This window comes from Ensifer sp. ENS06 (assembly GCF_014852205.1).
Lineage (GTDB): Bacteria > Pseudomonadota > Alphaproteobacteria > Rhizobiales > Rhizobiaceae > Ensifer > Ensifer adhaerens.
In genome coordinates, this window is record NZ_JACVBC010000001.1 from 202,426 (window position 1) to 222,906 (window position 20,481).

Consider the following 20,481-nt stretch of genomic DNA (forward strand, 5'->3'; position numbering starts at 1 on the left):
TGAACTGCGGGTGACCGACGAAAATCTCCGGGGCCTGCGCAATGGTTCGCTGGTTGCCGTCGACAATCTCGGCCGTGTGCTCGAGGTCGAGGTGGAATACGAACATGGCGTTCGCGTCGTGACGGTCGAGCCGCACGACAGCGATATCCGCCGCAATCCGGGACCGGTCGGCAGCGTCTCCATCCGGCCGGCATTCTGATCAGGTCACAATTTGCCCGGCGCATTCGCCCCACACCATGCGCCGGAGCGATGGTCGGCCGTCACCAGCCCGCCCGGCGGCCTGACCCGGCAAGCGCATGCCCCCTGTGCCCGAAACGGCGCCGGGGGCATGCGCGTCGCTGGCGTTCTCGCCAAGGCTGGCATAGGCTCGCCCCGAACGATGCCCGCGGCGTCGCCGCAGACGAACCACCTGGCGGATGCTTGCGCAAACGCATTTGGAAGGACCCGACGCTGAGGAGCAGTTGCGACAGGATGAAGCCATGGCGATGACACGACGAGACCTGATCGCGCTCTTCTGCTGCTCGCTCCTGCTTTCGCTCGCGCCGCAGCCCGGCGGCATGGCGGCTCTCGCCAAGGATGACGACGACGATGATGACGGTGGCTCGCATGGCGGCGGCGGGCACGGCAACGACGATGACGACGATGACGACGAAGACGATGATGATGATGACGACGAAGACCTCGGGCCGGATGGTGCCGGCGGTATCCGTCGGAGCGATCAGGAGCGGGCGCGCGACGGCGTCGAAAAGGGCGACATCCTGCCGCTGAAGGAGGTTCTCCGGCTGGTCGACGAAGACAGGTACGGCCAGGTCATTGCGGTCGATCTCAAGCGATCGGGTGGCAGCGAGATTTACCGGCTCCGCACCCGCGACGAGCAGGGCACGATCCGCAACCTGCGCATCAATGCTCGAACCGGCAAGTTCGTGAACATTTTCGGGTTCTAGAGGAACGACATGCGGATTCTTCTGGCGGAGGACGATCCCAACATCGCGGCCCATGTGGCAAGCCGGCTGGAGGCGGAAGGCTACGGCGTCGATACGCTCACCCATGGCCCGGATGTCTGGGAGCAAGGGGAGAGCGGTAACTACGCCCTGGTCATCCTCGATCTCGGCCTGCCGGGCATGGACGGGCTGTCGATCCTGAAGCGTTGGCGGCAGGCGGGGCTGGAGACGCCGGTTCTGGTTCTGACGGCGCGCGGCTCCTGGATGGAGCGCGTCGACGGTTTCGATGCCGGGGCGGACGACTATCTGCCGAAACCCTTTCGGGCCGAGGAGCTTCTGGCGCGGCTGCGCGCCCTTCTGCGGCGCGCCGGTCCGCGTGTTGCGTCGGTGCGTGCTGCCGGACGCTTCACCCTCGACGAGGCGGGGCGCCGGGTGACCTTCGACGGGCTGCCGCTCGACCTCAGCCCGCTCGAATACCGCATGCTTGCACTGTTCGTGGAGCGCAAGGGGCAGGTTGTCACGCCGCTCGAGCTGGCAAGCCACGTTCAGGGCCGCGACGATGATGCCGCCAAGAACGCAGTGGAAGCGATGATTGCCCGTCTGCGCAAGAAGACGGAGAGCGGTGCGATCGAAACGCGGCGTGGATTTGGCTATGTCCTGCCGGACGGTGGCGCATGATCCGCTCGTTGCGGCTGAGGCTGGCAATCGGCGCATCGGTCGCCATCTGCCTGGTTCTGCTGGTGGTCTGGCTCTCCTTGAGCCGGCTTTTTACCGACTACGTTGCCGGGCGCTACCGCGCCGAAATGGCAACGCTCGTCGATACGGTTGCCGCCCAGGTGCGGGTGCGCAACGGTGAATTGGTGCTGCCGCGCGCGCCGGCCGATCCGCGCCTGAGCCTGCCGGCCGGCGGCCGCTACTGGCAGCTCGACCGCGACGGCGGCACTCCTTTGCGTTCGCGCTCCCTGTGGGACACGGTGATCGATGCCGATCGCCCGTCGGCGCCGCACCACCTGGGCTTCCTCGAAGCGGAGGGGCCGGATGGCGCGCCGATCCTTGTCTACCGCCAGGCCCTGACGCTTGGCGAAGGCGCGGATGCCAGGCGCTTCGCGGTTACTGCCGGCTTTGCGCGCAGCGAACTCGATGACGCTCTTTCCGCCTTTCACGGCCGTATCCGGCTGATGCTGCTGGCGACGGCCGTCGTGCTTGCCGGCGCCGCATTCCTGCAGGGTGCCCTCGGCCTTCTGCCACTGGTGCGGCTGCGGGAACGAGCCGCCCGCGTCCGGTCCGGCGAGGAGAAGGATTTTGGCCTGGCCGGGCCAAGTGAGGTGCAGCCGCTCGTCAGCGAAATCAATCTTCTGCTTGCGGAGCGCGCGACGGCGCTGGCGCAGGCCCGGGCGCGCGCCAGCGACCTCGCCCACGGGCTGAAGACGCCGCTGACGGTGCTGGCGCAACTCGCCGAAAGCCTGCCGAAACACCAGCGCGACATCGCGCTCGAACAGGTCGACCTCGTACGCCAGCGCGCCGACCGCCAGCTTCAGGCGGCCCGCATGGGCGTCGAGCGCATGGCAACGACCTTACTCGCCGATCTCGGCAACAAGCTGGTCAGCGTCCTGCGTCCCGTGACCGCGGAGCGCGACGTCGTCTGGGAGGTCGACATCGATCCGTCGATTTCACTCGACGTCGACCCGGCCGACCTTGCCGAATGTCTCGGCAATCTGCTCGACAATGCCGCCAAATGGGCGCGGGCGCGGATCCGGCTATCGGCCGAGGTGGTCGACGGGCGCGTGCGGATCACGGTCGGTGACGATGGGCCGGGGGTTGCCGAGGGCGACCGCGAGCAGGCGATGCGCCGCGGGGGGCATAGTGCCAATGCAGCGCCGGGCCACGCCTCCGGCAATGGCCTGGGGTTGGCGATCAGCGCCGATATAGCGGAGGCCTATGGCGCGACCATGTCGCTCGGGCAGTCGGCCCTGGGCGGTCTCGAGGTCGCGCTGATCTTCGACGTCGGCGGCGGCAGCCGGCGTCCGCGCGATCCGACCTGAGGCGCAATGCGTCGTCGCAAAAAAAAGGCGGCATGCGCAGGCGCCGAAGGCACTGGATCGCCGCTTGCAGCCCGCTCTTTCGATTCCCCAGTTGCGCTTTTCGGGATGTGCGGTTATAAGCCCCCGTCCGAACGGTCCGGCAGGGCATGCCGTGGCCGTTCTTAACGCTGGAAATGGACCTCGTCTGTCCGTTTCGATTCTTAAGAACATATGGAGTAGCAAAATGCCCAAGATGAAGACGAAATCGTCTGCCAAGAAGCGGTTCAAGATCACCGCGACCGGCAAGGTTCGTGCAGCAGCTGCTGGCAAGCGCCACGGCATGATCAAGCGTTCCAACAAGTTCATCCGCGACGCACGTGGAACCATGGTTCTCGCGGAGCCTGATGGCAAGAAGGTCATCAAGAACTACCTGCCCAACGGTCTCTAAGACTTTCAGGCATATTGGACACGTTAAGGAGATCATGACATGGCACGTGTAAAACGCGGCGTAACCGCTCACGCCAAGCACAAGAAGACGCTCAAGGCAGCCAAGGGCTTCTATGGCCGTCGCAAGAACACCATCCGCGCCGCCAAGGCAGCGGTTGACCGTTCGAAGCAGTTCGCTTACCGCGACCGCAAGGTCAACAAGCGCAACTTCCGCGCTCTCTGGATCCAGCGTATCAACGCTGCCGTCCGCGAATTCGGCCTGACCTACGGCCGCTTCATCGACGGCCTGAACAAGGCTGGCATCGAAGTTGACCGCAAGGTTCTGTCCGACATGGCTATCCATGAGCCGGCAGCATTCGGCGCCCTCGTCGAAGCTTCCAAGAAGGCGCTCGCCTATCTCAAGGAAGCCGGCACGGCAAACGAGTTTGAAAGCGCTGTTCGTTAAGCCAGCGTTTTCCCAAAATCGTTTTTGAAATTAGTTGGGAAACCCGCGCTGGCAGGGCTGGCGCGGGTTTTTCTTGTTTTACGGGACGAAAGTGTACCACGATCGAAGGGGACCATGCGCGGTCCCGGAGCTTGATGACGACGATATGACGTCTCTGCTGGCAGCGCTTGCAGCCGGCCGGGAGCGCGTTGAGCGCTGCGAGCTCAAGGATCGTATGGTCTGGATCAAGCGCTATCGTCGTCAGGGCCCTCGTCTTTGGCTGCGCACGCAAGCCTTTGTCGCGCGGATCTGTGGCCTTCCGGTGCTGTTGCCGTCCCCGCTTCTCGACATCGAGGGCATGATCGAGCGCGAAGTTCGCCAGATCGCGACCTTCTCCGCGGCCGGTTTCATGACGCCCGAGGTCGTCTACCGTGGGCCGAAGGTGCTGGTTCTCTCCCATCTTGGTCTGCCGGTCAGCAAGCATATGGGGCCGCTGCGCAACAGCGACGCCGCCGCGCACGATCAGCTGCTGGTGCGCTGCGCTGCGGAACTCGGGCGCCTGCACCGCGCAGGTCTCTGCCACGGACGTCCGCATCCGCGCGATTTCATCATCGACAACGGCGAATTCGGCTTCCTCGATTTCGAGGAGGTGCCTGCGAGCGTCATGCCGCTGGCGACCGCCCAGGCGCGCGACCTCTGGCTCCTGTTCCTGCAGGTGGCGAGCCGGGCCGTGCAGCCGGAAACCCCGGCCGCGGCCTTTGCCGCCTGGAGGCGCGCAGCGCCGGCGGAAGCCAGCCGGGCGCTCACCGAAATCATGCCGCTCTTCATCCGCTTCCTGCCGCTGGCGCGCTTCGTCCTGCGCTTCCGCAAGGGCAACGATATCATCCGTTTCATCGCTGCGACGGACTATCTGGCGGGTGCAACGCGATCACATTCCTGAAGACAAGAACCGATATAGAACCGAACCCATTCCCGCATCGAGGCAGGACAGAATGAGCGAACTGGAAACACTGGAACGGACACTCCTGGCGGACATCGACGCCGCCGGCGACGAAGGATCGATCGAGGCGGTGCGCGTCAACGCGCTCGGCAAGAAGGGCTCGATCTCCGAGCTCCTGAAGACGCTCGGCACCATGACGCCGGAAGAGCGCCAGACCCGCGGCGCGCAGATCAACGCGCTGAAGAACACGGTCGCCGAAGCGATCGCCGCCCGCAAGTCGGCGCTGAAGGACCAGGCGATTGCCGAGCGCCTGGCGCGCGAGACCGTCGATATCAGCCTGCCGGTCCGCTCGTCGCCCGCCGAGCGGGGCCGCATCCACCCGATCAGCCAGATCGTCGACGAGATCACCGCGATCTTCGGTGATATGGGCTTCTCGATCGCCGAAGGTCCGGACATCGAGACCGACTACTACAACTTCACGGCGCTGAACTTCCCCGAAGGTCATCCGGCCCGCGAGATGCACGATACGTTCTTCTTCAACCCGGATGAGAACGGCGATCGCAAGGTGCTGCGCACGCACACCTCGCCGGTGCAGATCCGCACGATGGAAGCGCAGAAGCCGCCGATCCGCATCATCATCCCCGGCAAGACCTACCGCCAGGATTCGGACGCGACCCACTCGCCGATGTTCCATCAGGTCGAAGGCCTGGTCATCGACAAGGCGGCCAACGTCGCCAATATGCGCTGGGTGCTGGAAGAATTCTGCAAGGCCTTCTTCGAGGTGGACCAGGTGACGATGCGCTTCCGCCCGTCCTTCTTCCCCTTCACCGAGCCTTCCTTCGAGGTCGACATCCAGTGCGACCGCTCCGGCCCGATCGTGAAATTCGGCGAAGGCACCGACTGGATGGAGATCCTCGGCTGCGGCATGGTGCACCCGAACGTGCTGCGCTCCGGCGGGCTTGATCCGGACGAGTACCAGGGCTTTGCCTGGGGCATGGGCCTCGATCGCATCGCCATGCTGAAATACGGCATGCCGGACCTGCGCGACTTCTTCAACGCCGACGTTCGCTGGATGACCCATTACGGCTTCCGCCCGCTGGACATGCCGACGCTGTTCGGCGGTCTCTCGGCCTGATCGCGCGTAGATATTTAGGACACAGGTGAAATCATGAAATTCACGCTTTCCTGGCTCAAGGACCACCTTGAAACCGACGCTTCGCTGGAAGACATCTGCGCGCGCCTGACGATGATCGGGCTCGAAGTGGAAGACGTCGACGACAAGGCCGCCTTCAAGCCCTTCGTCATCGCCAAGGTCGTTTCGGCCGAGCAGCATCCGAACGCCGACAAGCTTCGGGTACTGATGGTCGACACCGGCGCCGGCGCTCCGATCCAGGTCGTCTGCGGCGCACCGAATGCGCGCGCCGGCCTTGTCGGCGCCTTTGCAGCCCCCGGTACCTATGTTCCCGGCATCGACGTGACGCTCGCCGTCGGCACCATCCGTGGCGTCGAAAGCCGCGGCATGATGTGCTCGGAAAAGGAACTGCAGATCTCCGAGGACCACAACGGCATCATCGACCTTCCGGCCGACGCACCCGTTGGCACGAGCTATGCGACCTATGCCGGCCTCGACGATCCGATGATCGAGATCAACCTGACGCCGAACCGGCCGGACTGCACCAGCGTCTACGGCATTGCCCGTGACCTCGCCGCTTCCGGCCTCGGCACCTTGAAGGCGCGCAAGGCGCCGGCCTTCAAGGTGGAAGGCGACACGCCCACCAAGCTGACGCTCGATCTCGGCGAAGACAGGCATCTCTGCCCGGGCTTCTCGCTGCGCCTGGTGCGCGGCGTCAAGAACGGCCCGTCGCCGAAGTGGATGCAGCAGCGCCTGCTGGCAATTGGCCTCCGCCCGATCAATGCGCTGGTCGACATCACCAACTACATGACCTTCGACCAGGGCCGGCCGATGCACGTCTTCGACGCCGCCAAGGTCGAGGGCAACCTGACGGTCCGCCGCGCCAAGGACGGCGAGACGGTGCTGGCGCTCGACCAGCGCGAATATAAGCTCGGTCCCAGCAACGTGGTCATCGCCGACGAAAAGGCGATCGAGTCGATCGGCGGCGTCATGGGCGGCGAACATTCCGGCTGCGACGAGAACACCACCGACGTCCTGATCGAATCGGCTCTCTGGGACCCGATGAACATCGCCAAGACCGGCCGCACGCTCGGCATCATCACCGATGCGCGCTACCGCTTCGAGCGTGGCGTCGATCCGGAATATATGGTGCCCGGTCTCGAGCGCACCACAGAACTGGTGCTCGAGCTTTGCGGTGGCACCGCCGCCAAGGCGGAAGTGGTCGGTTATGCCGGCCATGAGCCGAAGATCGTCGACTTCCCGGTTTCCGAAGTGAAGCGCCTGACGGGCCTTGAGGTTTCCTCCGAGGAAAGCGTCTCGATCCTGAAAAAGCTCGGCTTCGGCATCGAAGGTTCTGGCGACCGCTTCAAGGTGTCGGTTCCTTCCTGGCGTCCCGATGTCGACGGCAAGGCCGATCTCGTCGAAGAGGTCATGCGCATCCACGGCGTCGACAACATCGTTGCAGCTCCCTTGCCGAGCCATGGTACCGTCAACGGCAAGATCCTGACGACGCTGCAGATCCGCACGCGCCTTGCCAAGCGCGCGCTTGCCAGCCGCGGCATGCTCGAAGCCGTTACCTGGTCGTTCATCTCCGAAGAGCAGGCAAAGCTCTTTGGCGGCGGCGCACCGACACTGAAGCTTGCGAACCCGATTGCCTCCGACATGTCGGACATGCGCCCGTCGCTGCTGCCGGGCCTTTTGACGGCTGCCCAGCGCAATGCCGACAAGGGTTTCGGCGACGTCGCGATCTTCGAAGTCTCCGGCACCTATGAAGGCGATACGGCGGACGCGCAGCGCCGCGTAGCCGGCGGCATTCGTCGCGGCACGGCTTCCTTGAACGGTGCAGGTCGTCTCTGGTCGAACGCCGCCAAGGGCGGCGGCAAGCCGGTCGACGTGTTCGACGCCAAGGCCGACGCGATTGCCGTGCTCGAAGCCTGCGGCGTGCCGATGGGCAACGTCCAGTTCGAACCGGGCGGTCCCGCTTGGTATCATCCGGGCCGCTCCGGCACGATCAAGCTCGGCCCGAAGATCGTTCTCGGCACCTTCGGCGAGTTCCATCCGAAGACGCTGGAAGCGCTCGACGTCTCCGGCGCACTCTGCGGCTTCGAGATCTATGTCGATGCCATGCCGGAGCCGAAGAAGAAGGCGACCCGCACCAAGCCGGCGCTCGATCTTTCGCCGTTCCAGGCGGTCAAGCGCGACTTCGCCTTCGTTGTCGACAAGGCGGTGGAAGCCGGCGCAATCCTGCGCGCCGCTTCGGGTGCCGACCGCAAGCTGGTGACCGGCGTCAGCGTCTTCGACGTCTTCGAGGGTGCATCGCTCGGCGAAGGCAAGAAGTCGATCGCCATCGAGGTGACCATCCAGCCGGTCGAGCGTACGCTCACCGACGAGGATTTCGAGGCGCTCACCGCCAAGATCGTCGCCAATGTGACGAAGACGACCGGCGGCGTACTGCGCGCCTGATCCGTTCGACAAAAACGGATACCGAAAGGGCCGCTGCACCGCAGCGGCCCTTTTCGTTGCGGCCTATTGCGCGCGCTGCATCAGCTCGATGCGGTTGCCGAACGGGTCGTTGACATAACATCTGCGGTAGCCGGCAAGCGGCTCGTCCTCGGCGGTCGTCACGCCGCCGGCTTCGAGCCTGAGGATCATCCGCTCGAGATCGTCGACCAAAAAGGCCGGATGGGCCTTGCGCGCCGGCACGAAATCCTGGTCGATGCCGAGGTGCAGGCGGATGCTGCCCCGCTCGAACCAGCAGCCGCCACGGCCAAGCAGATTGGCGGGCTTGACGACCTCCGTCAGCCCGAGCAATCCGCCATAGAAGCCGCGCGCCAAGTCTTCGCCGCCTTCCGGTATCGCAAGCTGCACATGGTCGATGGCAAGCAGCCGGCCGGTCGATGTGGACTCGGGTCCGCCGTCCGTCATTGCGCGTGCAGGTGATAGATCTTGTTGACGATCAGCCAACGGCCGTCGATCTTCACCAGCGACAGGTAATCGGAGAAGCGCTCTCCGGCGAAGCTGTCGATGACCTTCACCGTGGCGGCGTCGCCGGTGATGTCGATCATCTGCACGTCCATTTCCGGCTGTGTTCCGGGTGGTGCCGCACCGGTATCGAGGATCGCCTTGATGAAGCCGTCACGCGTCATCCATTCGAGCGCGCCCTGGTAGTTGCCGATGATCGCCGCATCGGGATGGAACGCCTTGCGCAGCGCCCCTTCGTTGGCAAATGCCATGCCGTCCACATAGAGGTGCACCACTGCACTGATCGCCTGCTCGTCGGACATCCCGCTCCTCCCCAGTTGCTTGTTGCTCAGAGGTAGTGCGTTCAGCGGGAATTTCGATGGGCATTCTCTCCGCTGCGGGAGCGGAGAGAAATTTTGGCTCAACGATTGGTGAGTGCCAGCGAGGCGTCGGTGTAGCGTTTTCCTGCGACCAGGGTCGGCGAGAGTGCGTCGGACAGCCGGGTGGTTTCTTCGACCGTGAGCCGGATTTCCGCAGCGGCGGCGTTCTGCTCCAGATGGTCGAGCTTGCGGGCACCCGGGATCGGCACGATGAAATCGCCTTGGTTGATGACCCAGGCGAGCGCCAGCTGGGCGGCGGTCACGCCCTTCTCCTCGGCCAGCGCCTGCAGCGTCTCGACCAGTCGGACGTTGGCGTCGAAGTTCTCCGCCTGGAACCGCGGCAGCGAGCGGCGAAAATCGTCGGCTTCCAGATCCTCGGCTTTGCGGATCGCGCCGGTCAGCATGCCGCGTCCAAGCGGGCTGTATGGCACGAAACCGATGCCGAGTTCGCGGCAAGTGGCAAGCACGTCTTCTTCCGGATCGCGCGTCCACAGCGAATACTCGCTCTGCACCGCGGCGATCGGATGAACCTTGTGGGCGCGGCGGATGGTGGCGGCACTCGCTTCCGAAAGGCCGAGCGCGCGCACCTTGCCCTCGCGCACCAGCTCGGCCATGGCGCCGACGGTGTCCTCGATCGGTACGTCAGGGTCGACGCGGTGCTGGTAGTAGAGATCGATGACATCTGTGCCGAGCCGCTTGAGCGAGGCTTCCGCTACCGCCTTCGCATGCTCCGGCCGGCCGTCGACGCCCCTGATCGCCTGGACGCTCGGCACGCCGGTCTCGATGCGGAAGCCGAACTTGGTGGCGATGACCACCTTGTCACGCACCGGGCCGAGCGCCTTGCCGACGAGCTTTTCGTTCTCGAAGGGACCATAGACTTCGGCCGTGTCGAAGAAGGTGACGCCGAGATCGACGGCGCGCTGCAGCGTGCGGATCGATTCCGCTTCGTCCGCAGCGCCATAGGCGAAACTCATGCCCATGCATCCAAGGCCGATGGTGGAGACGGTAAGCTCACTTCCGAGTTTGCGGGTCTTCATGTCGTGTCCTTTATGGCTGCCATGCGTCGGAGCTAGCGCGTTGGGAGCGCACGTCTATCGTCCGAGGCATGAAATGGTGGGTGGCACCGCCGCCCACGCCCTTTTGTGGCGGCGCGACGGGTTCCTCTGCCTCATCGCCAGACGAGCTCCTCGCTTCGTCCTGACGCTGGCGACATGTGAAGAATAGGGCTCGATGGGGCGGCTGAAAATCACTGTCAATTCTCACGGGCTGTTCTATTATTTCGATCAATGAACAGAACACAGCTCTCCCAACTCGCGGTATTGGCCGCCGTCGCCGCCCACGGCAGCTTTCGTGGTGCCGCGCGCGAACTGGGCGTCGCACCTTCGGCCGTCAGCCACGCCGTCGGCAGCCTCGAGGCGAGCCTCGGCATTCGTCTGCTTGCCCGCACCACCCGCAGCGTCGCCCCGACGGAGGAGGGGCGCCGGCTGCTCGAACGGTTGGCGCCGGCGCTCGACGAGATCGCCCATGCACTGGAGGCAGCCGCCGACGCCCGCGAGCGCCCGGCCGGCAATCTGCGCATCACCGCACCGCGGTTCGCTGCCGATCTGATCCTGGCGCCGCGCCTGGGCGCCTTCCTGGATCGGTATCCCGAGATCGTGCTCGAAATCGCCAACGAGGACGGCTTCACCGATATCGTCGAAGAAGGTTTCGACGCCGGCATCCGGCTCGGCGAGAGCCTGGAGGCCGACATGATCGCGGTGAAGGTCGGCCCGGAGCTGGAAAGCGCCGTCGTCGCGTCTCCCGAATATTTCCAACGCTATGGCCGGCCGCAGCACCCGCGCGACCTCGCGCAGCATCGCTGCATCCGCCGGCGCTTCTCCAACGGCACCCTCTATCGCTGGGAATTCGAGAAGCATGGCGAGGAATTGACGGTATCGGTCGAGGGACCGCTGATCCTTGGCGAGGACCGGCCGATCATCAAGGCGACAATGGGCGGCGCCGGTCTCGCCTATCTCTTCCTCTCACGGGTCGAGACCGCGATTGCCGAAGGGAAGCTGGTGCGCGTCATGGAGGACTGGTGCGCGCCCTATGCCGGCCCCTATCTCTACTATCCGAGCCGCCGGCAGATGCGGCCGGCACTGCGCGCTTTCATCGACTTCTTCCGGCACAGCGGATAGCAGCCGGCGCAAAATCGGGTGGCGGGACGGGCCCGGATCTGGAATGCCATTGGTTTCGTGTCTTGATGAGAGGAAGGCCTATGAAAAAGCCCGGTTCGATGAAGGGTCTTGAAGATCTCGGCCGGGTGCGGCTTTCTCGAAACTTCTTCTTTCGCGATTTCCTGCATTCGGAAATCGCCGACTTCTACCGTATCCCGAACATTCCCGATGATCCGGATCTGGCGATCGAGGCCGGGCGCCGTCTCTGCGAGGAACTGCTGGAACCGCTGGAAGCGACCTTCGGCCGCCTCGTCATCCGCTCGGGCTACCGCAACCGCGCCGTCAACGGCTTCGGCAATGCCAATGGGCTCAACTGCTCGACCAATGCGGCCTCTGCCGCCGACCACATCTGGGACATGCGCGATGCCGACGGGTGCATCGGCGCCACCGCCTGCATCGTCATTCCCTGGGTCTGGGATCGACGCGGCGAGATCGGCGGCTGGCAGTCGATCGCCTGGTGGATCCACGACCATCTGCACTACGCCTCGCTCTGCTTTTTCCCAAAGCTATGGGCTTTCAACATCCAGTGGCACGAGCGGCCGGCGCGCCGGATCATGAGCTTCGTCGAGCCGCGCGGTGTCCTGACCAAGGCCGGCATGGAGAACCAGGCCGGCCGCCACGCCGAGGCCTATGCCGGGTTTCCGGATTTGAGGGCCGCGCCGATATTCACCTTGTAGCGCACGTGCTCGTCGGTGCCGGAGTAGCGGTCATAGAGCCGCCGCGCCGTCGCATTGTCGGCCTCGGTGTACCAGTAGAGCCGGTCCCAGCCCTTCTCCTGGCAATGCGCAATGAGATCGTCGATCATCGCCCGCGCCACGCCCTGGCCACGCCCTGCAGGATCGACATAGAGATCCTCGATGTAGCATATCGACCGGCGAAAGAAGGTGGCGAGCTGCTCCTGGCAGATCGCAAAGCCGACCACCTGCCCGTCGAGCATCGCCAGCCGCGCAAAGAGCGGTGCGGCGGGATCCATAAGCCTCTTCCAGGTGAGGTCGATGATGTCTTCGGCGAGATCGGTGCCGGAAAAGGCGACATAGCCAGCCCAGAGGCGGCGCCAGTCCGCCTCGTCGCCGCCAGTCGCGGCGCGTATCGTCAATGCCATTGTGTGGTTTTTGCTCCCGTCACTCACCGACGTCGTTGAGTTTTTGCACCGCCTCGTCCGACAACTTGAGTTCCGCGGAGCGAATGAGGCTTTGCAATTGCTCAAGGCTGGTGGCGCTGGCGATCGGCGCTGTGACGCCCTTGCGTGTCCGGATCCAGGCGAGCGCGATTTCCGCCTGGGTCGCGCCCGTGTCGGCCGCGATGTCGTCGAGAACGCCAAGGATGCGCATGCCGCGTCCGTCGAGATATTTCTCGACTCCGCTGCCGCGCACGGAGCCTTCGAGGTCCTTGTGGGTGCGGTATTTCCCCGAAAGGAAGCCCCGCGCCAGCCCGAAATAGCTGATGACGCCGATCTCCTCGGCGATGCAGAGGTCGCGCAGCGGTCCTTCGAATGCGTCGCGGTCGTAGAGATTGTATTCCGGCTGCAGCACCTGATAGCGGGGCAGGCCCTGGTTGGCGGACACGTCGAGCGCCTCGCGCAGTTGCAGCGAGTTCAGGTTGGAGGCGCCGATCGCCCGCACCTTGCCTTCGGACAGCAGCTGGTCGTAGGCCGCAAGCGTCTCCTCGTAAGGCGTGTCGGGGTCTGGCCAGTGCGAGAGATAAAGATCGATATGGTCGGTCTGTAGCCGCTTCAGCGAATCTTCGACCGCCTGCAGGATCCAGCGGCGCGAAAGCCCCTTGCGGTCGGGGCCGAGCTCCGAGCCGACCTTGGTGATGATGACGGCCTTGTCGCGCGACCGGCCCGACTGTTTCAGCCACTTGCCGATGATCGTTTCGGACTCGCCGCCCTGATTGCCGGGCGCCCAGGAGGAATAGACATCGGCGGTGTCGATGGCATTGAAGCCGGCATCGAAAAAGGCGTCGAGCAGCGCGAAAGAGGTCTTCTCGTCGGCGGTCCAGCCGAAGACATTGCCGCCGAAGACGAGGGGCGCGATTGTCAGGTCGGTGCGGCCAAGTCTCAGTTTTTCCATGGTTTCGCTCCATTGGACTGGATGAGGGCATGTTGCGATCGGGAGGATTGCGAAGGAAAGATAGGGCAGAAAAGCTGACATTGTCACCCGCCTTTCGGCAATTTTCTGCACGTCGTACTTCTTCGCCAAACCGCTCACTGCCGCTTGCTAGGTACGTACCTCGGCGCTAGTCTCTGCCACCAAATCAGGGAGCCTTGTCATGTTACGTTTCGGAATTCTGTCCACGGCCAGGATCGGCCGCGACCTCGTCGTGCCGGCCATTCAGGATGCGGAAAACGCCGTCGTCTCGGCTGTCGCCAGCCGCGACTTCGCCAAGGCCCGGGCAATGGCCGATCGCTTCTCCGCGCCGCACGCCTTCGGTTCCTACGAAGAGATGCTCGCTTCCGATGTCATCGATGCGGTCTACATTCCGCTGCCGACGGCGCAACATGTGGAATGGTCGGTCAAGGCCGCCAATGCCGGCAAGCATGTGCTTTGCGAAAAGCCGATTGCACTGCGCGCCTCTGAGATCGACCAGCTCATCGCCGCACGTGACCGCAACGGCGTCGTAATCGCCGAAGCCTTCATGGTCACCTATAGCCCGGTCTGGCGAAAGGTCCGCTCCCTGATCGCCGAAGGCGCGATCGGCCGGCTGCGCCACGTCCAGGGCGCCTTCACCTATTTCAACCGCGACCCCAACAACATGCGCAACATCCCGGCGCTCGGTGGCGGCGGCCTGCCGGATATCGGCGTATACCCGACGATCACCACCCGCTTCGTCACGGCCAAGGAGCCGGTGCGCGTTCAGGCAAACACCGATCGCGATCCGGAATTCGGCACGGATATCTATTCGAGCGTGCGCGCCGATTTCGGCGACTTCGAGCTGAGCTTCTACATCTCCACCCAGTTGGCGGCCCGCCAGGTCATGGTCTTCCACGGCGACAAGGGCTTCATCGAGGTGAAGTCGCCCTTCAACGCTGACCGCTATGGCCGCGAGGAAGTGGAGTTGACGAACCAGAACCACGCCCAATCCCAGCTTTTCCGCTTCCAGGACGCGCGCCAGTACAAGCTCCAGGCGGAAGCTTTCGCCCGCGCGGCCAAGGGCGAGGACGAGGAAGTGGTGACGCTGGAAAACTCCCGCCTCAATCAGAAATTCATCGACGCGATCTACCGCGCCAGCGCCAAGGACGGTTGGGAGACCATCTGATCAACGGAAAGGGCCCGCTGGTTTTGCCGGCAGGCCCTTTCCTCTTCTTCTCCAGCGATCATCCCGTCAGGCAATCGCTGCCTGTTCCCGCGCAAGGCCGCGCAGCTTGACGATCAGAAAGTCGGCGACCGTGATCAGGCCGATGACGATGAAGCCGATACCCGCGACAGTGAGGAACGGGTAAGCCGCGACCAGCAGTGCTACGCTTGCCACCTGCCAAAGGATGTCGCCAGCGATGCTGACGCGTGCCGCTGCTGCGACCGGCCCGCCGTTGCGCGCCGCGGCAAGGTGGAAGATCCCCCAAAATACCAACCCGACGCCGAGGATCTTCATCATCGGCGCTGTCGCGGCGGGGCTGAAGAGCGAAGCAAGCGGGGCGGCAAAAAGGATCAGCACGGCGCCGACGGCAAGAGAGTAGACGCCGTCGGCAAGGAAGGTCTTGTTGAGCAGGCTGCGGTTCGAGAGGTTCATCGTCGGCTCCATCGGTTTGTCGATGACCGGAGATTGCCGGTTCGGTGTCATCAAACCAATTACCTCTGAGGTAATGGATTTTACGACCGGCGCGCGCCACTCTCCGGCAGAAAGGAGAATCACGACCCATGCAGTTTGGTGAACATCTGAAGGAATGGCGCGGGCACCGCCGCATGAGCCAGCTTGATCTTGCGGTTGCCGCCGGCATCTCGGCGCGCCACCTGTCCTTTCTCGAAACCGGCCGCTCGAAACCGTCGGAGGGCATGATCCTGCGGCTGGCCTCGGTGCTGGAAGTCCCCGCTCGCGACCAGGGCACGCTGTTTTCGGCAGCCGGCTATCGACCGCGCATGGCGACGCGGCCCGCCGCCGGGCTGGACGCCATGCCGCCGGTCGTTGCCAATGCCATCAGGCTGATCCTGGCGCGCCACGATCCCTATCCGGGGCTGGTGCTCGATCACGAGTATACGCTGCTGGTCGTTAATCCGGCGCTGGCGAGCCTGGCGGTTGCCGCCGACATTCCGTTCCAGCCCGGCGAGAACTTTCTCGACACGTTTCTCGGCAACGACAATGTGCGCAAGCTGGTCGTCAACTGGGAGGCCGCGGCCGCCGATCTGGTGCAGCGGGTCAGAACCGAAGCCTGGCTGCAGGGTCCCCGCAGCCGCCTCGGCAAGCGGCTGGAAAAAGCGGCGTCCAATCCGGCCGTGGCGCGTGCGACCGAAAACCATCCGGACACTGACCGGTTGCCGGTGCTGCCAATCGAGCTCGACATCGGCGGCTTGCGCTTAAGCTTCATCACCACGCTTCAGACCTTCGGCTCGACCCAGGATGCGCTGCTCGAGGGGGTGCTGATCGAATCTTTCTTTCCGGCCGACGAGGAGACCAGGGCGTTTTTCGAACGCAAGGGATGATCGGCTATCGGTCGCGCTCCAGGCCGATGGCAATCGCGCCGCAAATCATCAGCGCGACGCCCATGTTGTAAGCGCCGATCGCTGCCGCCGCCTGGATCCAGTCGCCGTTTGCGCCCGCAAGCGCCAGCAGCCCCGTGCCGGCAAACAGGCAGGCGCGGGCGGATTTGAGGCCGCATATGGCAATGCCGAGGACGAAGGATGCGGTGACGATCATGAGGCCCGCTTATCCCCTTAGGAGTTGATGATGATCATGCCGCTGATGATCAGCGCGGCGCCGAAGGCGTAGCGCAGCGTCACCGCCTCGCCGAGAAAGACGGCGGCAAGCAGCGGCACGATGCAGAAGGTAAGCGCCATGAAGGAATAGGCGATCGTCAGTGGCACCGACTTGATCGTGAAGATCCAGATGATCGTGCCGATGCCATAGACGGCGAGCGCGATCAGCAAGGTGGGGCTGAGGGCCAGAGCCAGGAGCCCCTGGGCACTGGCATTCCCGGTCTTCGCGCTTGTCAACTTGAAGAGGATTTGCCCGGCCGAGATCAGCACCGGCGTGAAGAACAACCCGAACCAGACGGTGGGCGTGAGATTGAGGTTCATCGCCATACCTCACTCCGCCGCGGCAGTTCTGTCTTCGCAATAGAAGATATCGCGGCCGATATCGACGCATGTGTGCGCGGCCGGAACGGGGTGCATCGCCCGCAGGAAGGAGTGGGTATAGGGAAAGAAATTGAAGTGCGGATTGAAGGTGTAGCGGTACTCGCGCTCGCGCGGCACGACGATGATCAGGCGCCGGCGGGTGACCCGGCGAAGCTCGGCGATCGCCTTGCGGTAGTCGAGAATGTGCTCGATCACATGCGTGCAGACGACCGTGTCGAATTCGCCGTCCGCAAAGGGCAGGTCCTCGATCATCGCGGCGTGATATTCGATGCCTTCGATCCGGGCCGCATCGTCGATGGCGAAGTCGACACCGGCGAGGCGTTTAAGGTCGGGCTTGGCTTCCCGGATACGCTTCAACAGAACGCCGGTGCCGCAACCGACGTCGCAGACGCTGTCGCCGACGACGCTTGCCGCGATCTTGCGCACGCAGGCTTCGGAATTGTCCGTTCCCTCGTGCACTCTCGGGTGCTGCCGGTAGAGGTCCTCGTACTCGTTCGCCGACAGGAACGGCGCCCGTGCGCGAAAGTCGGCGAGGTGGGCGATGTGCTTGCCCCAGGCGAGGCTCGCCATACCCTTGAACAGGCGCGAATCCCTGAGGATCGGCGGAATGACGTCTTCGATCAGGAAGCGTATGCGGTTGGTCGTTTCCCGGTTCATCCGCGGCGCTCCCGCACAATGCGTGGTGCCGACTGCAAGCCGGCTTCCTGGTCCTCGCCCCGGGGCAGAGCGACGCCGCTATCGACCTTCTCCAGCGGCGCAGCCCGTACCGGTGTCGCGATGTAGTGCAGCCGGAGCTGCTCGGTGCGGGCGCGCGAGACCGAATCGAGGATCAGGCCTGCGGTGAACATGATGATCGACATCATCAGCATGGCCAGCGCGAGGACCCAGGTCGGCATGCGCGGCACGAGGCCTGTGGCGAAATATTCGAGCAAGACAGGCATCATGAAGCCGATGCTCGTCGCAAAGAACGCCATGGCGATCACGCCGAAGAACGTGAAGGGCCGCGTTTCTTTCATGAGCATGGCGAAGGTCCAGAGGATCTTGGCGCCATCCTTGTACGTCGACAGCTTGGAATGGGAACCTTCCGGGCGCCGGCCATAGTCCAGTTCAAGCTCCGCGACCGGCAGTTTGAGACGCGAGGCATGGACGGACATCTCCGTCTCGATTTCAAAGCCGTTGGAAATCGCCGGGAAGCTCTTGGCGAAGCGGCGCGAGAGCACGCGGTAGCCGGAGAAGATGTCGTTGAAATCGGTGCCGAAAATTTCACGGTACAGAATGTTGAAGAGCCTGTTGCCGAAGGCGTGACCCTGCCTGCCGGCATCGTCGTGAACGCCGCGCCGCGTGCCGACGACCATGTCGGCGCGCTCGGTGATCAAGGTGCGGATCAGGTCTTCCGCATCGGTCGGGCAATAGGTGCTGTCGCCGTCGGCCATGACATAGATGTCGGCGTCGATATCGGCGAGCATGCGGCGCACCACGTGCCCCTTGCCCTGCCGGCGTTCACGTACGACGGTCGCGCCGGCAAGCATCGCCTTCAACGCCGTGCCGTCGGTCGAGTTGTTGTCGTAGACGTAAATTCGCGCCGTCGGTAGTGCCGTCTGGAAACCCTCGACCACTTGTCCGATGGTCGATGCTTCGTTGTAGCAAGGCAGGAGAACGGCGATGTTGAAGCGGTCGAACATCAAGGTGGCTCGGTTGCTGTTGGATCGCGCCATCATAGGATCAGGGTGTTAACAAGACGCCAAGGTGCGCCGCGCGGGCCGGTCGAAGCGACCGGCCTCGCCGCCGCGCGCTTTACGCTTTCTTGATCGCAGGGACGTAAGATCCACGCGATCTAGAGGGCGGGAACCTATGTCGAGCGGAATGGCGGCACTACCGGAAATGGCGGCTACGCCCAGGCAGCGGCGGCTCTCGTCGAGCCTCCTTGGGATGGTGCTCGCCTATGGCGTGCCCACGGTTCTTTTCCTCGTCACCCAGTTCATGCGGGCGCCGGATTATCTCGGCCGCGACAATGACGATGCCATGCGCCTGGTCGAGGTGCGCGACCTCCTCGCCGGACAGAGCTGGTTCGACCTCACCCAGCCCCGCCTGGGGCTCGAGGGCGGAACGCTGATGCACTGGTCGCGCCTGATCGATCTGCCGATCGCCGGGCTCATGTTGATTTTTCGGCCTTTTGTCGGCGTGGAGCAGGCGGAAGTCCTGGCGCTTGCGATCTGGCCGATGGCGCTCGCGGTCGGGCTGCTTGCGGCGATGGGGCTCGCCGGACGCCGTGCCGGCGGCACGGTCGCCATGCATTTCTGCCTGGGGCTGACCGCGATCTTCATCGCCACCTCGAACCGTTTCCTCGGGGGGGCCATCGATCACCACAATGTGCAACTGGTGCTGGCCGCGGTCATGGCGGCGATGCTCGTCGATCGACGGTATCGTGCCCTAAACTATGCGCTTGCGGGAGCGGCGGCCGCACTCGCGATCGCCGTAGGTGCCGAAACCACGCCACTCGTGGCGGTCGTCTGCGCAATCGTTGCCTGCCAGTGGCTCTGGGCCGGCCAGACGGCCTCGCGTTCGACCGTCGCCTTCGGCCTGTCGCTGGCAGCCGGCCTCAACGTCATCTTCTTTTCGACCGTGCCGCCGCGCCTCTATTTCGCCGCGACTTGCGACAATCTCTCGATCGCCTTCTATTCGCTGGCGCTGACGGGAGGCGTCCTCCTCGCGCTCGCCGCCGCCACTGTCAGCCACCGCGCGCCAGCGCTGCGCTTCGGCGCGCTCGCTCTCTGCGGTCTCGTCGTTGCCGCGGTCGCCCTGTCGGTGGCGCCGCAATGCCTCGGCAATCCACTGGCCGGTCTCGATCCGCTGCTCATCGAGCTCTGGCTCGACCATATCTCCGAAGCCCGTTCCGTCACGCTGATCGCTGTGCAGGAGCCGACCAATATCGGCGCCTACTATTTCACCGGCGCGTTTGCCTCGGCCATCTGCCTCTGGCGCATCTTGCGTCGCGATCGGATCGATCTCCATCTGGTGCTCCTTGCCTTGGTGCTTTCGAGCCTGGCGATCGCCCTCGTCCAGGTCCGCGGCATGGCATTTTCCAACCTGCTCGCCATCGTGCCGATGGCCCTGCTGCTTACCGACCTGCGTGCGCGGTCGAGCGGCGGAACGGCTGGCGCCCGCGCCTCCCTTCTCTATGTCGGAGCACTGCTCGTTTCCGTTCCGGCGATGTGGGCCGTTGCCGGAACGCTTGCGGAAAAGGGGATCAGCGGGTTTGCTGCCGCGGAAGCAGCGGTCACGAACGGCGAGGCGTGCCTGACCGACGCCGCCCTTGCCGATATTGGGCGGCTGGCGCCGTCGCTGGTCGTCGGACCGTCGGATATCGGCGCGACGCTGCTTCGCCGCACCGAACACCGCGTGCTCAGCGCGCCCTATCATCGCAATGCCGCCGGCATGCTCCGCGAGCTGACGATCGGCCTGGCCGAGCCTGGAGCCGCCGCCGTCCTGTTGCGCCAGCTCGGGCAGCCGGTGCTCGCCTTCTGCGCCGTCGACGCTCAAACGCAGGTCATAGCTGCCCGCGCTCCGCGTGGTCTCTATGCGGATCTCGCCGCCGGGCGCGTGCCGGCATTCCTGTCGCCCCTGCCGGTTTCGGAAGGCTCGCCCATCCGGCTCTATACGCTGGCGCCTTGAGCGCCACGCCCCTGGCGCGTGGAAAGCGTGAGGGATGTGCTGGCCTTCGGCGAAGG

General features: G+C 64.4%; 24 protein-coding genes. 14 read left to right on the forward strand and 10 right to left on the reverse strand.

Annotated elements, in window-relative coordinates; translation table 11 throughout:
• The first annotated feature begins 10 nt into the window (after positions 1 to 10).
• From IB279_RS01025 to pheT, 9 genes are all read left to right on the forward strand, one after another.
• Positions 11 to 199, forward strand: a complete 189-nt coding sequence (locus tag IB279_RS01025; RefSeq protein ID WP_029742436.1) for a hypothetical protein — start codon at positions 11 to 13, stop codon at positions 197 to 199.
• A gap of 280 nt (positions 200 to 479) precedes the next feature.
• Positions 480 to 944 carry a PepSY domain-containing protein gene (locus IB279_RS01030; protein ID WP_234824393.1) on the forward strand — a complete coding sequence of 155 codons (465 nt, stop codon included), beginning with the start codon at positions 480 to 482 and terminating at the stop codon, positions 942 to 944.
• Between the two features lie 9 nt (positions 945 to 953).
• Positions 954 to 1,619 carry a response regulator transcription factor gene (locus IB279_RS01035; RefSeq protein WP_034804661.1) on the forward strand — a complete coding sequence of 222 codons (666 nt, stop codon included), beginning with the start codon at positions 954 to 956 and terminating at the stop codon, positions 1,617 to 1,619.
• Positions 1,616 to 2,983: a sensor histidine kinase gene (locus IB279_RS01040; protein WP_113186875.1), complete on the forward strand. Its 1,368-nt coding sequence runs from the start codon at positions 1,616 to 1,618 to the stop codon at positions 2,981 to 2,983. Before IB279_RS01035 ends, IB279_RS01040 begins: the two co-directional genes overlap by 4 nt.
• A 223-nt stretch (positions 2,984 to 3,206) precedes the next feature.
• Positions 3,207 to 3,410: a 50S ribosomal protein L35 gene (gene rpmI / locus IB279_RS01045; RefSeq protein WP_025425550.1), complete on the forward strand. Its 204-nt coding sequence runs from the start codon at positions 3,207 to 3,209 to the stop codon at positions 3,408 to 3,410.
• A gap of 39 nt (positions 3,411 to 3,449) precedes the next feature.
• Positions 3,450 to 3,854: a 50S ribosomal protein L20 gene (gene rplT / locus IB279_RS01050; protein ID WP_029742440.1), complete on the forward strand. Its 405-nt coding sequence runs from the start codon at positions 3,450 to 3,452 to the stop codon at positions 3,852 to 3,854.
• A 145-nt stretch (positions 3,855 to 3,999) separates the two neighbouring features.
• The gene (locus IB279_RS01055; RefSeq protein ID WP_051659681.1) at positions 4,000 to 4,773 is read left to right on the forward strand and encodes a hypothetical protein; all 774 of its coding nucleotides are present in this window, start codon (positions 4,000 to 4,002) and stop codon (positions 4,771 to 4,773) included.
• Between the two features lie 52 nt (positions 4,774 to 4,825).
• Positions 4,826 to 5,908 (forward strand): phenylalanine--tRNA ligase subunit alpha, encoded by a 1,083-nt coding sequence (gene pheS, locus IB279_RS01060; RefSeq protein ID WP_029742442.1) that lies wholly within the window; start codon positions 4,826 to 4,828, stop codon positions 5,906 to 5,908.
• 33 nt (positions 5,909 to 5,941) lie between these two features.
• The gene (gene pheT / locus IB279_RS01065; RefSeq protein ID WP_113186874.1) at positions 5,942 to 8,368 is read left to right on the forward strand and encodes a phenylalanine--tRNA ligase subunit beta; all 2,427 of its coding nucleotides are present in this window, start codon (positions 5,942 to 5,944) and stop codon (positions 8,366 to 8,368) included.
• A gap of 63 nt (positions 8,369 to 8,431) precedes the next feature.
• On the opposite strand, the gene IB279_RS01070 is transcribed toward pheT, so the two are convergent.
• The 3 genes from IB279_RS01070 to IB279_RS01080 all read right to left on the reverse strand — a co-directional run bounded on the left by IB279_RS01070 (position 8,432) and on the right by IB279_RS01080 (position 10,283).
• Positions 8,432 to 8,830 (reverse strand): VOC family protein, encoded by a 399-nt coding sequence (locus tag IB279_RS01070; protein WP_113186873.1) that lies wholly within the window; start codon positions 8,828 to 8,830, stop codon positions 8,432 to 8,434.
• Positions 8,827 to 9,189, reverse strand: a complete 363-nt coding sequence (locus IB279_RS01075) for a nuclear transport factor 2 family protein (protein WP_034804642.1) — start codon at positions 9,187 to 9,189, stop codon at positions 8,827 to 8,829. Before IB279_RS01075 ends, IB279_RS01070 begins: the two co-directional genes overlap by 4 nt.
• 98 nt (positions 9,190 to 9,287) lie before the next feature.
• Positions 9,288 to 10,283: an aldo/keto reductase gene (locus IB279_RS01080; RefSeq protein ID WP_034804639.1), complete on the reverse strand. Its 996-nt coding sequence runs from the start codon at positions 10,281 to 10,283 to the stop codon at positions 9,288 to 9,290.
• Between the two features lie 249 nt (positions 10,284 to 10,532).
• Here IB279_RS01080 and IB279_RS01085 point away from each other — a divergent pair, with 249 nt between their 5' ends.
• The gene (locus tag IB279_RS01085; protein ID WP_034804636.1) at positions 10,533 to 11,423 is read left to right on the forward strand and encodes a LysR family transcriptional regulator; all 891 of its coding nucleotides are present in this window, start codon (positions 10,533 to 10,535) and stop codon (positions 11,421 to 11,423) included.
• A gap of 80 nt (positions 11,424 to 11,503) precedes the next feature.
• Positions 11,504 to 12,139, forward strand: coding sequence for a hypothetical protein (locus IB279_RS01090; RefSeq protein ID WP_113079397.1), 636 nt, complete (start codon positions 11,504 to 11,506; stop codon positions 12,137 to 12,139).
• Here the strand turns inward: IB279_RS01090 and IB279_RS01095 are convergent.
• Both IB279_RS01095 and IB279_RS01100 read right to left on the reverse strand, forming a co-directional pair.
• Positions 12,091 to 12,564: a GNAT family N-acetyltransferase gene (locus IB279_RS01095; protein ID WP_113079396.1), complete on the reverse strand. Its 474-nt coding sequence runs from the start codon at positions 12,562 to 12,564 to the stop codon at positions 12,091 to 12,093. The genes IB279_RS01090 and IB279_RS01095 overlap by 49 nt on opposite strands.
• A 19-nt stretch (positions 12,565 to 12,583) precedes the next feature.
• Positions 12,584 to 13,534, reverse strand: coding sequence for an aldo/keto reductase (locus IB279_RS01100; RefSeq protein WP_113079395.1), 951 nt, complete (start codon positions 13,532 to 13,534; stop codon positions 12,584 to 12,586).
• A gap of 199 nt (positions 13,535 to 13,733) precedes the next feature.
• Here IB279_RS01100 and IB279_RS01105 point away from each other — a divergent pair, with 199 nt between their 5' ends.
• A complete protein-coding gene (locus IB279_RS01105; RefSeq protein WP_029742452.1) occupies positions 13,734 to 14,720 on the forward strand; it encodes a Gfo/Idh/MocA family protein in 987 nt (328 codons plus the stop codon).
• A 66-nt stretch (positions 14,721 to 14,786) separates the two neighbouring features.
• Here IB279_RS01105 and IB279_RS01110 read toward each other — a convergent pair whose 3' ends face one another.
• Positions 14,787 to 15,242, reverse strand: a complete 456-nt coding sequence (locus IB279_RS01110) for a hypothetical protein (RefSeq protein WP_246801836.1) — start codon at positions 15,240 to 15,242, stop codon at positions 14,787 to 14,789.
• Between the two features lie 77 nt (positions 15,243 to 15,319).
• On the opposite strand from IB279_RS01110, the gene IB279_RS01115 reads away from it, so the two are divergent.
• A complete protein-coding gene (locus IB279_RS01115; protein ID WP_192338941.1) occupies positions 15,320 to 16,099 on the forward strand; it encodes a helix-turn-helix domain-containing protein in 780 nt (259 codons plus the stop codon).
• A 4-nt stretch (positions 16,100 to 16,103) separates the two neighbouring features.
• Here the strand turns inward: IB279_RS01115 and IB279_RS01120 are convergent, their stop codons facing one another.
• Genes IB279_RS01120 through IB279_RS01135 form a run of 4 tightly spaced genes read right to left on the reverse strand, consistent with a single transcriptional unit; the run spans position 16,104 to position 18,468 of the window.
• Positions 16,104 to 16,313: a hypothetical protein gene (locus tag IB279_RS01120; RefSeq protein ID WP_090296281.1), complete on the reverse strand. Its 210-nt coding sequence runs from the start codon at positions 16,311 to 16,313 to the stop codon at positions 16,104 to 16,106.
• Between the two features lie 17 nt (positions 16,314 to 16,330).
• Positions 16,331 to 16,699: a transporter gene (locus IB279_RS01125; protein WP_234798717.1), complete on the reverse strand. Its 369-nt coding sequence runs from the start codon at positions 16,697 to 16,699 to the stop codon at positions 16,331 to 16,333.
• A 3-nt stretch (positions 16,700 to 16,702) separates the two neighbouring features.
• Positions 16,703 to 17,410 (reverse strand): bifunctional 2-polyprenyl-6-hydroxyphenol methylase/3-demethylubiquinol 3-O-methyltransferase UbiG, encoded by a 708-nt coding sequence (locus IB279_RS01130; RefSeq protein ID WP_113186872.1) that lies wholly within the window; start codon positions 17,408 to 17,410, stop codon positions 16,703 to 16,705.
• On the reverse strand, positions 17,407 to 18,468 hold the full coding sequence (locus IB279_RS01135; protein ID WP_049811024.1) for a glycosyltransferase family 2 protein: 1,062 nt from the start codon (positions 18,466 to 18,468) through the stop codon (positions 17,407 to 17,409). Before IB279_RS01135 ends, IB279_RS01130 begins: the two co-directional genes overlap by 4 nt.
• 136 nt (positions 18,469 to 18,604) lie before the next feature.
• On the opposite strand from IB279_RS01135, the gene IB279_RS01140 reads away from it, so the two are divergent.
• Complete coding sequence (locus IB279_RS01140; RefSeq protein ID WP_113186871.1) at positions 18,605 to 20,425, forward strand: hypothetical protein; 1,821 nt, start codon at positions 18,605 to 18,607, stop codon at positions 20,423 to 20,425.
• Positions 20,426 to 20,481 lie beyond the last annotated feature (56 nt).